The following is a 14,397-nucleotide window of genomic DNA, read 5'->3' on the forward strand; positions in this document are numbered from 1 at the left end:
CAGATTTTGAGGCGGGAGAGACACCCCTGAAAGGGGCGTCTGTGGCAGCATTATTTCTGAATCAAATAGCGGATGGTTGGCCCGTCCTGCTGGATATCCAACACCGTGTAACCGTGGTTTTTGGCATCCAGCGGAATATTGTTGATGGACTGCGGACAGTCACTCACTACTTCCAGAATTTCACCTTTTTTGAGCTGCGGTAGCGCTTCAAGTGTGGCAACCGCCGGATAAGGGCAGGGTTCGCCGACCATATCCAGGCGATAATCAGGCACGATCTCTTTCATGCTGCATTCTCCTGCGTTTGGGTTTTAACAGAGGCTCTGCGAAAGAAACGTTTTTCCTGCGCGATAACCAGTAAAAAGGCCGCCAGTAGCAGACCGTAGGTGACCAGCAGGCCGCCGAGGGGGCCGAAGGTGTTCAGCAGGTTCACCTTGTCCCAGTTGGTGGCAAGCACAGGCGACAGGTCATCCCAGAAGTAGGCCAGTATCGTCGAGCCGATAACATTTCCAAGACCCACCCACCAGTAATGCACTTGCCCCTCAACAGCGCGGTACATCCAGCCGGTTTCACACCCGCCAGCAAGCACGATCCCAAAGCCAAACAGCAGACCGCCAATCACCGCATTAGGACCCGCCCACATGATTTTCGGTTCGACACCCAACTGGACATAGCTGAAGATGCCGATGGCACTGACCGCCATCCCGGCGATAATCGCTTTCGCCATCATTGTGCGGCCAGTGATCCACATATCGCGAAATGCCGAAGTAAAGCAGATCTGCGCGCGTTCAATGAGAAGGCCAAAACCCACGCCAAACAGCATCGCCAGACCGAGTTTAGGCTGGTTCAGGGCAGTACACAGCGCCCACGCCAGCATGGCGAAAAAGACCAACATACCCAGGCGGAAGCGGCGACGGGCCTGAGAGGGCTTTTGCGTCAGTGGAGAAGCCGCACTCACCTTGACCATTTTGACCGGAATACGGAACAGCGGGAGAAGGGTAAATTTTGCGCCAAAGTAAGAACCGATTGCCGTGGCGACAGCAAAAAACCAGGCATGCAGTGAAAACTGCGGAATACCAGTAAAGAAGGCAGCAAGGTTACACCCCATCGCCAGGCGTGCGCCGAAGCCAGCAATCATGCCGCCGACAATCGCCTGCAGAATGCGGATTCGGCTTTTTGGTAGCCTCAGCTTGACATTATTTGCCCACAACGCAGCCGCTAAACATCCGCCGAACATACCCATGATCATCATCCCGTCAATGCGGGTGAGCGGCGTGCCGTCCAGATGAATGAGTTTAAAGTAACCCCACTCTTCGGTATGCACACCAGCGAGTTGCAGCAGTTGCCCACCCCAGCGGGTAAACTCGCCGGTGACGGCCCAGAAGGTGCCGGTAATGCCGAAATAGTAGGTAGAAAGGATCCCCGCCGCGATGACGGCCGGTACAGGTGACCAGAACTTAACCAGGTAAGTCTGTTTGAAGTAGTGCCATGACATGAGTAAGCCTCTGAACTCAGAAGGTTTAAAGCCGAAAAGAGACCAAATCATACGCTTACGAAAAGGATTGAAAAGCCATTCACACCGAAAATATCGATGAGATCAATTTTGGCATAATCCTTTAGAGATAGCGGGAATGTAGGGGAGAAGACCGTCTGGCTGAATCGCCAGACGGTGAAGGGGTCAGGCTTTACGCGTCGCGGCTTTCATCGCCGTTACAAATGCTTTGAGCTCAGCCAGCATCTGCTCAGGTTTGTCCACGTTCTTCTCGATGATTTTGACAATAGCCGAGCCGGATATCGCACCTGCCGCTTTTGCTTCAATCGCTGCTGAGACCTGTTCAGGAGATGAGATCCCGAAGCCCTGCAGCGGTGGTGCAGCATGGTACTCCGCCAGCTTTTCCACCAGATGATGCAGCGGCAGTGCAGCTTTGTTTTCCGCACCAGTCACGCCCGCACGGGAGAGCAGGTAGGTATACCCGCGACCGTAAGAGGCAATCTGGCGCAGCAGTTCGTCATCAGCATTCGGTGGGCAGATGAAAATCGGGGCAACGTTGTGGCGCATTGCTGCCTGGCGGAACGGTGCAGATTCCTCAACCGGCACATCCGCCACCAGTACGGAATCAACACCCACGCGTGCGCACTCGGCATAGAACTCATCGATCCCACGGTTAAACACCAGGTTGGCGTACATCAGCAGGCCAATCGGAATGGTTGGATGCTTTTGGCGGATGGTAGCCAGCATCTCAAAACACTGGGTTGGCGTTACACCCGCTGCAAAGGCGCGCAGCGTCGCATCCTGGATGGTTGGGCCATCCGCCAGCGGGTCAGAGAAGGGGATACCCAGCTCCAGCGCATCGGCACCCGCTTCAATCAGGGCGTCAATAATCTTCAGGGACTGTTCCGGACCCGGGTCGCCCAGGGTAACGAAGGGAACGAACGCGCCTTCCTGGCGTGATTTCAGTTCTGCAAATGCGTTATCGTAGCGTTCCATCAGATTTCCCCTCGTGCTTTCAGAATATCGTGAACGGTGAAGATATCTTTGTCACCGCGACCGGAAAGGTTAACCACTAACAGCTGCTCTTTTTCCGGGTTTTCTTTCATCATTTTCAGCGCGTGTGCCAGTGCGTGAGAAGACTCCAGCGCCGGGATAATCCCTTCGCTGCGACACAATGTTTTAAATGCTTCCAGCGCTTCATCATCGGTAATGGAAACATAATCCGCACGACCAATGCTGTTCAGGTACGCATGCTGTGGGCCAACAGACGGGAAATCGAGGCCTGCTGAGATAGAGTATGACTCTTCAATCTGGCCTTCGTCGGTCTGCATCATCGGGGACTTCATGCCGAAGTAGATCCCAACGCGGCCATGCTTCAGTGGCGCACCATGCTCACCCGTTTCAATTCCATGACCAGCAGGCTCAACGCCAATCAGGCCAACGCGGGTGTCGTCGATGAAATCGGCAAACATGCCGATAGCGTTAGAACCACCGCCGACGCAGGCGATCACCGCATCCGGCAGACGACCCTCTTTTTCAAGGATCTGCGCTTTGGTCTCTTCACCAATCATACGCTGGAATTCACGTACGATAGTCGGGAACGGGTGAGGGCCCGCAGCAGTACCCAGCATATAGTGCGCCGTTTCATAGCTGCCAGACCAGTCGCGCAGCGCTTCGTTACAGGCATCTTTCAGCGTGGCTGAACCACTGTGAACCGGGATTACTTCCGCACCCATCAGACGCATACGGAACACGTTCGGCGACTGACGCTCAACGTCTTTTGCGCCCATATAAATGCGGCATTTCAGACCGAGCAGGGCGCTGGCGAGAGCAGAGGCCACACCGTGTTGACCCGCGCCGGTCTCGGCGATGATTTCGGTTTTACCCATACGTTTGGCGAGCAGCGCCTGACCCAACACCTGGTTAGTTTTGTGTGCGCCGCCGTGAAGCAAATCTTCACGCTTGAGGTACAGCGTCGTTTTGGTGCCTTCGGTCAGGTTACGACACTTGGTCAGCGCCGTTGGACGACCAGCATAGTTTTTCAGCAGGTCAGTAAATTCAGCCTGAAATGCCGGATCCTTCTGTGCGCTGACAAACGCCTCTTCCAGCTGGCGCAGAGCGGGCATCAGGATTTGCGGGACGTACATCCCACCGAACTCACCAAAATAAGGGTTTAGTAATGTCGTCATCTTCTCTTCCTTAATATGCACGCAGAGTTTTAAATACCGAGGCCAGTTTGCTGGCATCTTTGATACCCGGTTGCGACTCTACGCCTGAATTGAAATCGAGGCCTGCGCAGCCTGTTTTGGCGGCTTCCACGCAGTTATCCGGGCTTAATCCGCCTGCCAGCAGGACGTTGTCCAGCTTTTCACCATTCAGCAGCGACCAGTCAAAACGCTGACCTGTGCCGCCCTGGCCGTTATCCAGTACGTATTTATCAACATGAGTAAGATTACGCGCTGGCAGGGTGTCGCCTACGCTCTGGGCTTTCCAGATTTGCACCTGCGGTGCCAGCACGGTTCGCAGAGCGTCTATATACGCCTGATCTTCATCACCATGGAGCTGGACTGCGCTCAGAGATAACGCATCGGCTTTTGCTGCCACGTCCGTGATATCCCCATTGCGGAAAACGCCGACGTAGCTGAGTGGTGCCGCTGCTATTACCTCGCGCGCCTGTTCTACGCTGACAGCACGCGGGGATGAATCGACAAAAATCAGCCCGCCGAAAATCGCCCCCGCGTCATACGCAGCCCGGGCATCCTGTTCGCGGGTCAAACCGCACACTTTGTTTTCACCCAGCAACACCCGGCGCACCGCCGCATTGAGGTCGTCATGTTCCATCATGGCGGAGCCAATCAGGAAACCGTTAGCAAAGTGGCTCAACTCACGAACCTGAGCGTAGCTGTTAATGCCGGACTCGCTGATCACTGTTACACCAGAGCCCAGACGCGGCGCGAGCTGGCGGGTGCGGTTGAGGTCGATCGACAGGTCGCGAAGATCGCGGTTGTTAATGCCGACCACTCTGGCTTCCAGCGCAATCGCGCGCTCCAGTTCTTCTTCATTACTGACTTCTGTCAGCACGCCCATGTTCAGGCTGTGCGCCACGGCAGACAGCTGGCGATACTGTTCATCGTCAAGCACCGAGAGCATTAGCAGGCAGGCGTCAGCCTGGTAAAAGCGCGCCAGCCAGATTTGATACGGGTCGATAATAAAGTCTTTGCACAGAATCGGCTGTGGTGCGATACCGCTGACGATGGGCAGAAAATCAAAGCTGCCCTGGAAATATTTCTCATCCGTCAGCACAGAAATGGCCGACGCATGGTGCTTGTAAATACCAGCGATACGCGCTGGGTCGAAATCGTCACGGATAACGCCTTTAGACGGGGACGCTTTTTTGCACTCAAGGATAAACGCAGTGCGTGCGCCCTGCAGGGCATCATAGAAACGACGGCTGCTTGGGACGACGTCATTCTGGAAACTGGCAAGCGGCTGTTGTTGCTTGCGGGCTTCCACCCAGATGGCCTTATCGGCAACGATTTTCGCTAAAACGGTCTGCATTCTTTACCCTCTTGCCGCAAGTGCGGTAACGCGATCGTAAGCTGCACCAGAGCGCAGTACATCCAGAACTTTTTGAACGTTGGCCTTCAGGTCTTCCTCACCGTGCAAACGCATCAGCATGGCGACGTTGGCAGCAACGGCGGCCTCATGAGCGACCTCTCCCTTACCTTGTAATAAGCGCGTCAGAATGTCACGGTTTTCTTCCGGCGTACCACCTGCCAGCGCTTCCTGGTGATATGGCGCTAAACCGAAGTCGGCTGCTTCCAGCTGATAACTCAGGATCTCACCGTCGCGCAGTTCGGCTACCAGCGTTGGCGCATGCAGCGACACTTCATCCATTCCTCCACTGTGAACCACTGCGGCACGTTGATATCCCAGAACACGCAGTGTCTCAGCAATCGGCAGCACCAGTTCAGGGCTATAGACACCAATCAGCGCCAGTGGCGGATGAGCCGGGTTGATAAGTGGCCCCAGTACGTTAAACAGCGTACGGGTTTTGAGCTGCTGACGAACTGGCATCGCGTGGCGGAAACCGGTGTGGTATTTCGGTGCAAACAGGAAACAGACACCCAGGTCATCCAGTGCTTCACGGGAACGTTCGGCGTTCATATCAAGATTTATACCGAAAGCTGCCAGCAAGTCAGACGAGCCTGAGCGGCTGGAAACGCTGCGGTTACCGTGTTTCGCGACTTTCAAACCACACGCCGCCGCCACGAAGGCGCTGGCGGTGGAGATGTTGATGCTGTTGCTGCCGTCACCGCCGGTGCCAACAATATCCGCAAACTGATAATCCGGGCGCGGGAACGGGGCGGCATTTTCCAGCAGTGCTGTGGCCGCACCGGCAATCTCCTGCGGGCTTTCTCCACGCACTTTCATGCTGACCAGTGCAGCAGCAAGCTGTTCAGGTTTCAGTTCACCGCGAACCACGGCGGAGAAGAGCTGGTGGCTCTCCTGCTGGCTCAGCGTCTGCGCCTGATACAGTTTTTCCAGAATCGGCTGCAGCGTATTGGTTTGCTCCAGCTTCTGTAACGCCCAGTCGAGAGTTTGTTCCAGCAGACGAGCACCGTTAGAGGTCAGAATCGATTCCGGGTGGAACTGCATACCGCAGACGCGGTCCGCATCATGACGCACCGCCATCACCATCCCTTCAAACGAGGCGTTAATGGTCAGTCCGGCTGGAATATTGCTCCCCACCAGCGAGTGGTAGCGCGCCACCGGGAGTGGGTTAGGCAACCCGGCAAACATCGCCTGACCGTCATGTTCGATGCTGGACGCTTTACCGTGCAGAATTTCGCCTGCCTGGCCGACGTAGCCGCCATAGGCTTCCACAATGGCCTGGTGACCAAGACAGATACCGATAATCGGCAGCTTTCCACGCATACGCGTGAGCAGTTCTGGCATACAGCCAGCTTCACTCGGTGCACCGGGTCCTGGAGAGAGCATCAACACCGGGTTTTGCATGGTGGCCAGTCGGTCAATCAGCGTCTGTGCTGGCACGTGGTTGCGGTAGATAACGACGTTATGACCATTCGCACGCAGCTGATCTGCAAGGTTATAAGTAAAGGAGTCGATATTATCGAGCAGCAGAATGTCAGCCATCAGAAAATCTCCTGTGCATGGTGTGCGGTAGCAATGGCGCGAAGTACCGCACGTGCTTTACTGCGTGTTTCGTCAGCTTCAGACTGCGGAACAGAATCAAGAACAATGCCTGCGCCTGCCTGTACGGTGGCAATACCGTCTTCGACATAGGCAGAACGGATTACGATGCAGGTATCGAGATCACCGTGGGCGGTAAAGTAACCCACCGCACCGCCGTAGCTACCGCGACGACGGCCTTCGGCACCGGCAATCAACTGCATGGCGCGTACTTTTGGCGCACCGCTCAGGGTCCCCATGTTCATGCAGGCGCGATAGGCGTGCAGCACGTCGAGGTCGCTGCGCAGTTCGCCCACCACGCGGGACACCAGGTGCATCACAAATGAATAACGGTCGACTTTGGTGAGGTCAGCAACGTAACGGCTACCCGGGGTACAAATGCGCGCCAGGTCGTTACGCGCCAGATCGACCAGCATCAGGTGCTCGGAAAGCTCCTTGTGGTCGGTACGCATTTCCAGCTCAATACGGCTGTCGAGATCGCGGTCAAGCGAGCCATCCGCACGACGCCCGCGTGGACGCGTCCCGGCAATGGGGTAGATCTCAATCTGGCGGCTGGTGGCATCGTATTTCAGCGAGCTTTCTGGTGACGCGCCAAACAGGGTGAAATCGTTGTCCTGCATAAAGAACATGTATGGACTCGGGTTGCTTTTCTTCAGCACGTCGTAGGCGGCCAGCGGAGACGGGCAGGGCAGAGAGAAGCGACGGGAAGGGACAACCTGGAAAATTTCACCGGCACGAATCGCTTTTTGCATCTGGCGAACAACGGCACCGTACTGATCATCCGTCTGATTGACGTCGCATGTCATCTTCTCCACGCGCTGCACCGGAAGCGCAGGCGGTGCTTCGGTCATTTGCTGCTGCAGCTGGGTGATGCGATGTTCAAGGCGGTTTTTCTCTGCCGCAGACGGCGTGAACAGGCTAGCCTGAATGCGGGTATATTTTTTCTGATGGTCGATCACCAGCAAGGTTTCCGCCAGGTAGAAGCAGTAGTCAGGGCAGCGGTTGCCTTGCTCTGTTTCCGGCAAATCTTCAAAACCCGCGACCAGGTCATACGCAAACAGCCCACCGAAGAACATCGCCTCACGTTCATCTTCCGGTACGGACACCAGGTTTTGCAGCAGGCGGAAAGCATCGAAAACGGACAGAGAACAGAGACGTGCGTCTTCGTCCAGCAACTGGCTGACCGGCGGGAAATGCAGAACCCGCATTTCCGGGTGGCGTTCATTTTCAATTCCGGCAGGCAGGGCGGCATCCAGCAGCGGCAGCAGCGACGCACCATTTTCTGACAACGCCTTAATGGTGACAGTGTCACCTAAAGCGGTAATACGCAATGCGCTATCAACCAGCAGCAGGCTCTTGAGATCGTCTTTGCTGTCAATATCCGCAGACTCCAGCAGCAACGTCGCCGGACGGGCACCGCACACCTGGTGAAACAGCGCGGTGGGATTGTGGCGATAGGCCGCCTCGCGGGTTAGCAATTCGAGGTGTGGTTTGGCTGTTTGCATGATGTTGTTCTCATTTATTCTGTTCAAAAAAAAGCCCGCTTAGTAGCGGGCTGGGTATCTGTTTGCATTTCGCAGACGCGTGACACTGCCCGATGATCAGGAAGTGCGCCACCAACCGTGCAGAGTGAAATGTGCTGTCATTTTCAGATACCTTTCTCGTGTGAACTTGCGTACTAGTTAACTAGTTCGATGGCAAGTTGTCAACCCTTGATTTCAGAATTTCAATGTAAGTCGGTATCATAGGGGTTTTGGATGCCTCCAACCTGTGATGGGAAGTGCTTTGAGCGATACCACCTACGCCAATATTTACGATTTACACAGCCATACTCAGGCCTCCGATGGCCTGCTGACACCCGAAGCACTGGTTCATCGCGCCATTGAAATGCGTGTCGGTACGCTGGCGATAACCGATCACGATACAACGGATGCTATTCAGGCAGCGCGCGCTGAGATTGCCCGCAGTGGACTTGCGTTGAATCTGGTGCCTGGCGTTGAGATATCGACCGTGTGGGAAAACCACGAAATTCATATTGTCGGTCTGAATATCAATATCGAACATCCGGCAATGTGCGCGTTTTTGCAAGAACAAAAATCACGCCGCAATCAACGAGCAGAGATGATCGGTGAACGCCTTGAAAAAGCGCACATCCCCGGAGCACTGGAAGGTGCGCAAAAGCTGGCGAACGGCGGGGCGGTGACTCGCGGCCATTTTGCCCGCTTTCTGGTTGAAGCAGGCAAAGCGACGACAATGGCGGATGTTTTCAAAAAGTATCTTGCTCGCGGGAAAACCGGATACGTTCCGCCACAGTGGTGTACAATAAAACAAGCTATTGATGTGATTCATCATTCTGGTGGCAAGGCCGTGCTGGCCCATCCGGGGCGATATAATCTTTCTGCTAAATGGCTGAAAAGACTACTGGCACACTTTGCCGAATGCGGTGGTGAGGCGATGGAAGTCGCCCAGTGTCAGCAGGCGCCCAATGAGCGCGCACAGCTCGCAACGTATGCCCGTCAGTTCGGCCTGCTTGGGTCACAAGGGTCTGATTTCCATCAGCCTTGTGCGTGGATCGAACTGGGGCGCAAGCTCTGGCTACCCGCAGGTGTGGAACCCGTCTGGCAGCTTTGGGAACAGCCGCAGCAAATTGAAGAGAGGGTAGTATGAGTCAGTTTTTTTATATCCATCCGGATAACCCGCAGGCACGCCTGATCAACCAGGCCGTGGAGATCGTTCGCAAAGGCGGGGTCATTGTCTATCCGACCGACTCTGGCTATGCGCTGGGCTGCAAAATTGAAGACAAAGGGGCGATGGAACGCATTTGCCGTATCCGCCAACTGCCAGATGGCCATAACTTTACCCTGATGTGCCGCGATCTCTCTGAGCTCTCGACTTATGCTTATGTGGATAACGTGGCGTTTCGCCTGATCAAGAACAACACGCCGGGGAACTACACCTTCATCCTCAAAGGGACAAAAGAGGTACCGCGTCGTTTGTTGCAGGAAAAACGCAAAACTATCGGGATGCGTGTACCGTCGAACCCGATTGCACAGGCGCTGCTGGAAACCCTCGGCGAACCTATGCTCTCGACCTCGCTGATGCTGCCGGGAAGTGAATTTACCGAATCCGATCCGGAAGAGATCAAAGATCGTCTGGAGAAGGTGGTCGAGTTGATTATTCACGGCGGCTATCTTGGTCAGCAGCCAACCACTGTGGTCGACTTGACCGAAGATGCGCCAGAAGTGATTCGTGAAGGCGTGGGTGATGTTAAGCCTTTCTTGTAAATAAGGTTTTTAATGTCTGAAATTGAAGGAAGATGGGAGGCTGGATCTCTCCAGCCTTTGGCGGTCATCTCACCTTTTTGAAGATAAACAGGATGAGAGGTACACCTATCCCCTCCAAATCCGCAGATGATCAGATCTGCCGAATTGATCATTTGTCGACCCAAATGCAGATCCCGCCAATAAGCAGGGCAATGAAACCAACTAACGAACACAGGAACTCGGCAATAAACCAGTATCTAATGTTTGCAGGTAGGCTTCTGATGAAAGTTGCATCATCATTTTTGCTATGAGCCGATTTTTTTCCATAGATTAACGGATGAATGATGAAGTTTATTTTTGTCGAGTACCCTGCGGTGAATCCTATTAAATCGGCATCTTTTAGAACCGCGGCAGCGAGTGGAATAGAGCCAAACTCCTTTTCGTACAAACGGCATACTTCAAGGAATCGCTTTTTGTTTAAAATGGAAAGCACGACCATAATAACTGTAGATAGAATAATGATTCCTGAAGTGCCAATTATGAAAATGTCGGAAACTGAAATTGTCACTTTGTTACCTCATAAATTATTTCGCCAGCCTTTTCGCCAAGCTTACCGCCTGCTTCTCCTCCTGCATACCCAACCGCTCCGGTAAAGATCACACCGCAAGCTAACATTCCAGCTCCAGCGGCTTCAATAGTTAATGCACCTAAGACAACTGAGCAAACCGTAGTAGATACCGAACTAGAAACAAGCGCACCTGCGCCTATTCCGGTACCTAACCCCACACCAAAACTGCCAACCTCGGTATAAGCCGTTTTTTCGCAGTCTGACCCAACTGTGCAGGCTTCATAAATCTTATCCAGCCTGTTCACACCATCAAGAGCTATTCCGACATAGCCCGCTGTTTTCATCATTTTCACATACTTTGCCGCTTTCTCGATGAAGGTGGCGTAGCCTTCAATGTCAGCAACCCCCGTCTGATTCCAGCGGTGAGTGATAGAACTGGTCGAAAGTCCTAATGCTCGCTTGATATCCGGGTAGTCTTGCAAGGCGAGTTTGTGGCGGGTGAAATCAGTGAGAACGCTATCAAGTTCGTTGAAGAGCTGTCGTCTCTCGACGTAGAACTGCTCTCCAATCAGAGAACCGCTGGTGATGTATTGATTTTTGTACGCTTGTTGAATCCTGGTCAGAATGCTTTCGATATTCTCAAAGTATTTACCCGCAGCTTCTGAGGCAATCCCAACCGCGGTACTTGCACGAGAGGTAAACAGATCAATGGTGTCTTTGTTCTTATGAAGAAAATTAGCTTCCTGGATTGTTAGCGGTTCTAACGCCGCATCAACTCGTGCTTTCGCGGCTTTCATGTGGGCAATCTGTTCGTCGTCCTGCTTTTCAGGATCAACTAGAAGCATAATCGAACCGGCTTTATACCTTTCATCAGCACCGTTCAGCGTGGCGAATAGTTCTTTAGCTCCTGCTGGTGGGTTTTCAGTGAATAACAGACGTTGCCAGGCTTCTGTAGTGCCGCCATAGGGGAGAACGGCAAAACCTGCATCTATGCCTGTTTTCTTCTTCGCTGCTTGGGTGTGCTGTTCTGGCTCTGAGCTAAGTTTTGGCATCAGTGCCGCAGGGATTGGGGGCGCTGCTGCTACACCTGAACGTCTTGACGAAGATACTGTTTCTTTTTCATAACAGTCAGGTATGGAAGGAATGAACTTGGCTTTACAAGGGCAAGAACTGATACTATCCAATGTTCCAGCTAACTGCCGCGATTCATCCATAAACCCCTCTGTTCCTCCGAGGATTTTGTATGAAATACCCGGATTTTTACCACAAGAGACAAAATCACCTTCGCGAGCAGCATCTGCGCCATTCCAGTCGATGTCTGGGGTTCCGGTTAAGATTTTGCCACCGCAGGTAGTACGATCTCCAACCCGGAGATAAAAGCCTGTTGCCATAAGTCCCTCTACGTGTTGTGGAAACAATCACAGCGGTCATTTTACAAACAATAACCACATGCACAACAAGTATTAGGTTTAAGTGAAACTTCGTTTCGTAACAGAAGGTTATCCGGTAGATTAAGCGCAATGACGCTTAGATAAATCTCACTCAGGGGATGTTATGGCAGGAGTATTGTCAAGCACGGCGGCAGCAGTTGGAATCCTTGATAAAGCGGTGAGCATCACCCAGAAACTGGCAAATAACAGTGATGAACTGGACAAGGCCACGCTAAAACTTGAGTTGGCTAATCTGATGGTTGAACTCGCCGACGCGAAGATAGAAGCGATAACTACGCAGACTTTAATTTTCGATGCTGAACAGAAAAATAAGCATCTTGAAGAACAGCTGGTAGATAAATCAACGTTTGTCTTTAAGCCGCCGCTGTACTGGAAAGAAGGCGATGAAACCCCTTTTTGTCCGAGATGCTACGAAGGTGATAATAAGAAACATCATCTGCGTTCCATTGTTACCGCCGGGAATCGGGCTTATGGAATTCTCCCGAAGAATAATTGGTCATGTTTGCACTGCAAGTTTTCTAACAAAAAGAATAGCTAAAGATTTATTTCTTTTGATCGCTTAGGTTTTTTCCGGGGTGTGATGACGACCAATCGGGGAAATGTTGAAAAGCGGAGAAGGGGATGTTTTGCCCCATTGCTTGGATCATTTAATGCGATCTAAGCGAAGTCCTCATTTCCAGAATCCGTCCCGCTCAAGTATCTGGGTAGGTTGCTGGATGGGACGTTGATCGCCCAGCCTTTGGCGGTCATCTCACTTTTTTGAAGATGAGCAGGATCAGAGGGACGCATACAGTGAAACCAATGATAGAGGCTAAAGCCGAATCAGAGTGATTTTGCGAGAGCTCCTTAACAAACCAGGTGCATTGAGAAGGGGCAAATTCTCCGCCTTGGCTCATTGTCTCTGAAAAGTTAAGAGCGAAGACAAGATCGAAATAAAGCACGATAACGTAATACGCTACGCAGATCAGCGCGATACTTATCCACCTGATCCAGAACTTCTTATTCATCATCGTAAGTGCTTCCCAATGAACCGCCTACTGTACCGCCTGAGTATGGGGATGTTGAGCCTGCAACAGCAGCGGAATCGGCAGCAGCTTGTTGAATTTTTGCACTCCCTCCCATTGGTTGAGGTTTTATTTTCTCGGTGTTAGGGTACTGCTGTTTGAATGTATTAGTCATTTCGACAACGAGCATTGAGGAGAAGTCTGCACTCTTTGATTCAAGATAACTTTGCAGTGAAACCGGAATAGTAAAATCTTCTTCTATGTTGATTGGTAGCTGTGTTGTCGTGGATGTGTAACCGTGATCGAATAACTTTGAGCCAGCAAACTTGATCCCCTCAACTGAGTGGGTGGTACAGTTGTTACCAGTCACATCATACTTATCAATCATGCGGCCTCTTCGCTTTGTACCGTCTTGCATGTTTGGCGTTTGAATTAGTGCTACACCGCCAATCCAAAGGTTTTCGAAGAATTTACGGGTTCTTTTAGAATCTGCATCATCAATGCGGAAAGCGCGAGCCCCCATTTCATAAAGTTCGTATCGGTAATACTTACGCGCATCTTCATCTTGGAAAAAGTCTAAAATCCCATCCCCAGTGAAGGTACTTTTATCAGTGCGCCCATAGCGTCCATAGGTGTAGAGATAAATGCTGTTATTTTCATGTACCGAAACGAAAGCATGACCTGCACTTGTTGTTTCAATCCAGAGGTAAACGCCGTTAAGTAGCGTGTTATCTTCTGGCTTGCAGGTGTCAGCAAAGCTATTTTGCTTCTTTGCTGCCTGTGCATGTTGTTCAGGATCTGACTGCGGGAGAAATATTGATGTAAGGATCTCTTCTGTGATACCTGAATGCTTCAACGAAGAGAGAGTATCTTGTTCATAACAGTCAGGAATAGTAGGGATGAATCTGGCCTTACACGGACAGGAACTGACGCTGTCCAGTGTTCCCGCCAGTCTTCTACCATCGTCCCACGTGCCAGGTGTGCCTCCTAATATTTTATATGTCCCCGGATGATTGCCGCATGAAACCAGGTCACCTTCCCGCGCTCCGGCTACACCATACCAACTTAGCGTTTCATCCCCGGTCAGTATCTTCCCTCTGCAGGTCGTCGGGTCACCCACCCGAAGGTAAAAACCCATTGCCATAAATCCCTCTATTCTTAATGGATATTAACGAGGTGACTATTTTACATACAATTACTTCATGAGCAATAATGGTCTAACTAAAGTAAAATTGCATCAAAGGCTCGTTCACTCTTTTCGGACAAGAGGGATGTTCCGGGAAACCGGGTTCATAACCAATTAGTCCTGGCCCAGACTATCAGCAGCCAGACTTAAACAAATGAAACGTGAAGAAGCATTCCTTTTGAAGTTAATGTAATATGCCAGGTCACGATTATGCGGGTGTAC

At 52.2% G+C, this 14,397-nt stretch carries 15 protein-coding genes and 1 other annotated feature; of the genes, 3 read left to right on the plus strand and 12 right to left on the minus strand.

Features of this window, described 5'->3' with window-relative positions; genetic code table 11:
- Positions 1-50: 50 nt before the first annotated feature.
- From yedF to trpL, 8 genes are all read right to left on the minus strand, one after another.
- Positions 51-284 (minus strand): sulfurtransferase-like selenium metabolism protein YedF, encoded by a 234-nt coding sequence (gene yedF, locus V6E55_RS01460; protein WP_003856774.1) that lies wholly within the window; start codon positions 282-284, stop codon positions 51-53.
- Positions 281-1,492: a selenium metabolism membrane protein YedE/FdhT gene (gene yedE, locus V6E55_RS01465; protein ID WP_316941979.1), complete on the minus strand. Its 1,212-nt coding sequence runs from the start codon at positions 1,490-1,492 to the stop codon at positions 281-283. Before yedE ends, yedF begins: the two co-directional genes overlap by 4 nt.
- 183 nt (positions 1,493-1,675) lie before the next feature.
- Complete coding sequence (gene trpA, locus V6E55_RS01470) at positions 1,676-2,485, minus strand: tryptophan synthase subunit alpha (protein WP_316941980.1); 810 nt, start codon at positions 2,483-2,485, stop codon at positions 1,676-1,678.
- Complete coding sequence (gene trpB, locus V6E55_RS01475) at positions 2,485-3,678, minus strand: tryptophan synthase subunit beta (RefSeq protein ID WP_049006888.1); 1,194 nt, start codon at positions 3,676-3,678, stop codon at positions 2,485-2,487. Before trpB ends, trpA begins: the two co-directional genes overlap by 1 nt.
- A 10-nt stretch (positions 3,679-3,688) precedes the next feature.
- A complete protein-coding gene (gene trpCF, locus V6E55_RS01480) occupies positions 3,689-5,047 on the minus strand; it encodes a bifunctional indole-3-glycerol-phosphate synthase TrpC/phosphoribosylanthranilate isomerase TrpF (protein ID WP_316941981.1) in 1,359 nt (452 codons plus the stop codon).
- Positions 5,048-5,050: 3 nt separating this feature from the next.
- On the minus strand, positions 5,051-6,646 hold the full coding sequence (gene trpD / locus V6E55_RS01485) for a bifunctional anthranilate synthase glutamate amidotransferase component TrpG/anthranilate phosphoribosyltransferase TrpD (RefSeq protein WP_236921192.1): 1,596 nt from the start codon (positions 6,644-6,646) through the stop codon (positions 5,051-5,053).
- The gene (locus V6E55_RS01490) at positions 6,646-8,208 is read right to left on the minus strand and encodes an anthranilate synthase component 1 (protein ID WP_114977037.1); all 1,563 of its coding nucleotides are present in this window, start codon (positions 8,206-8,208) and stop codon (positions 6,646-6,648) included. Before V6E55_RS01490 ends, trpD begins: the two co-directional genes overlap by 1 nt.
- A 25-nt stretch (positions 8,209-8,233) precedes the next feature.
- Positions 8,234-8,328 (minus strand) — a sequence feature (Trp leader region).
- Complete coding sequence (gene trpL, locus V6E55_RS25755) at positions 8,305-8,349, minus strand: trp operon leader peptide (protein WP_106993556.1); 45 nt, start codon at positions 8,347-8,349, stop codon at positions 8,305-8,307. Its footprint overlaps the feature before it by 24 nt.
- 139 nt (positions 8,350-8,488) lie before the next feature.
- On the opposite strand from trpL, the gene rnm reads away from it, so the two are divergent.
- Complete coding sequence (gene rnm / locus V6E55_RS01495; RefSeq protein WP_316941982.1) at positions 8,489-9,370, plus strand: RNase RNM; 882 nt, start codon at positions 8,489-8,491, stop codon at positions 9,368-9,370.
- On the plus strand, positions 9,367-9,987 hold the full coding sequence (locus tag V6E55_RS01500) for an L-threonylcarbamoyladenylate synthase (protein ID WP_114977039.1): 621 nt from the start codon (positions 9,367-9,369) through the stop codon (positions 9,985-9,987). The genes rnm and V6E55_RS01500 overlap by 4 nt, the downstream gene beginning before the upstream one ends.
- Positions 9,988-10,135: 148 nt before the next feature.
- On the opposite strand, the gene V6E55_RS01505 is transcribed toward V6E55_RS01500, so the two are convergent.
- Both V6E55_RS01505 and V6E55_RS01510 read right to left on the minus strand, forming a co-directional pair.
- Complete coding sequence (locus tag V6E55_RS01505) at positions 10,136-10,534, minus strand: hypothetical protein (protein WP_316941983.1); 399 nt, start codon at positions 10,532-10,534, stop codon at positions 10,136-10,138.
- A complete protein-coding gene (locus V6E55_RS01510; RefSeq protein WP_316941984.1) occupies positions 10,531-11,925 on the minus strand; it encodes a PAAR domain-containing protein in 1,395 nt (464 codons plus the stop codon). Before V6E55_RS01510 ends, V6E55_RS01505 begins: the two co-directional genes overlap by 4 nt.
- Positions 11,926-12,088: 163 nt before the next feature.
- Between V6E55_RS01510 and V6E55_RS01515 the strand changes: the two genes are divergently transcribed.
- Positions 12,089-12,523 (plus strand): hypothetical protein, encoded by a 435-nt coding sequence (locus V6E55_RS01515; RefSeq protein WP_316941985.1) that lies wholly within the window; start codon positions 12,089-12,091, stop codon positions 12,521-12,523.
- A 208-nt stretch (positions 12,524-12,731) separates the two neighbouring features.
- On the opposite strand, the gene V6E55_RS01520 is transcribed toward V6E55_RS01515, so the two are convergent.
- Positions 12,732-12,995 (minus strand): hypothetical protein, encoded by a 264-nt coding sequence (locus V6E55_RS01520; RefSeq protein ID WP_316941986.1) that lies wholly within the window; start codon positions 12,993-12,995, stop codon positions 12,732-12,734.
- Entirely contained in the window at positions 12,985-14,133 is a 1,149-nt protein-coding gene (locus V6E55_RS01525) for a PAAR domain-containing protein (RefSeq protein ID WP_316941987.1), read from the minus strand. The genes V6E55_RS01520 and V6E55_RS01525 overlap by 11 nt, the downstream gene beginning before the upstream one ends.
- Positions 14,134-14,397: the final 264 nt, after the last annotated feature.

The organism is Enterobacter sp. 342 (genome assembly GCF_036663495.1).
GTDB lineage: Bacteria > Pseudomonadota > Gammaproteobacteria > Enterobacterales > Enterobacteriaceae > Enterobacter.

Excerpts from the sequence above, each read along its gene's own strand:
- V6E55_RS01520 (WP_316941986.1), bottom strand. The coding sequence starts at position 12,995 with ATGATGAATAAGAAGTTCTGGATCAGGTGGATAAGTATCGCGCTGATC.
- yedF (WP_003856774.1), bottom strand. The coding sequence starts at position 284 with ATGAAAGAGATCGTGCCTGATTATCGCCTGGATATGGTCGGCGAACCC.
- V6E55_RS01490 (WP_114977037.1), bottom strand. The coding sequence starts at position 8,208 with ATGCAAACAGCCAAACCACACCTCGAATTGCTAACCCGCGAGGCGGCC.
- V6E55_RS01510 (WP_316941984.1), bottom strand. The coding sequence starts at position 11,925 with ATGGCAACAGGCTTTTATCTCCGGGTTGGAGATCGTACTACCTGCGGT.
- trpD (WP_236921192.1), bottom strand. The coding sequence starts at position 6,646 with ATGGCTGACATTCTGCTGCTCGATAATATCGACTCCTTTACTTATAAC.
- yedE (WP_316941979.1), bottom strand. The coding sequence starts at position 1,492 with ATGTCATGGCACTACTTCAAACAGACTTACCTGGTTAAGTTCTGGTCA.
- trpCF (WP_316941981.1), bottom strand. The coding sequence starts at position 5,047 with ATGCAGACCGTTTTAGCGAAAATCGTTGCCGATAAGGCCATCTGGGTG.
- V6E55_RS01525 (WP_316941987.1), bottom strand. The coding sequence starts at position 14,133 with ATGGCAATGGGTTTTTACCTTCGGGTGGGTGACCCGACGACCTGCAGA.
- V6E55_RS01515 (WP_316941985.1), top strand. The coding sequence starts at position 12,089 with ATGGCAGGAGTATTGTCAAGCACGGCGGCAGCAGTTGGAATCCTTGAT.
- trpB (WP_049006888.1), bottom strand. The coding sequence starts at position 3,678 with ATGACGACATTACTAAACCCTTATTTTGGTGAGTTCGGTGGGATGTAC.
- trpA (WP_316941980.1), bottom strand. The coding sequence starts at position 2,485 with ATGGAACGCTACGATAACGCATTTGCAGAACTGAAATCACGCCAGGAA.
- V6E55_RS01500 (WP_114977039.1), top strand. The coding sequence starts at position 9,367 with ATGAGTCAGTTTTTTTATATCCATCCGGATAACCCGCAGGCACGCCTG.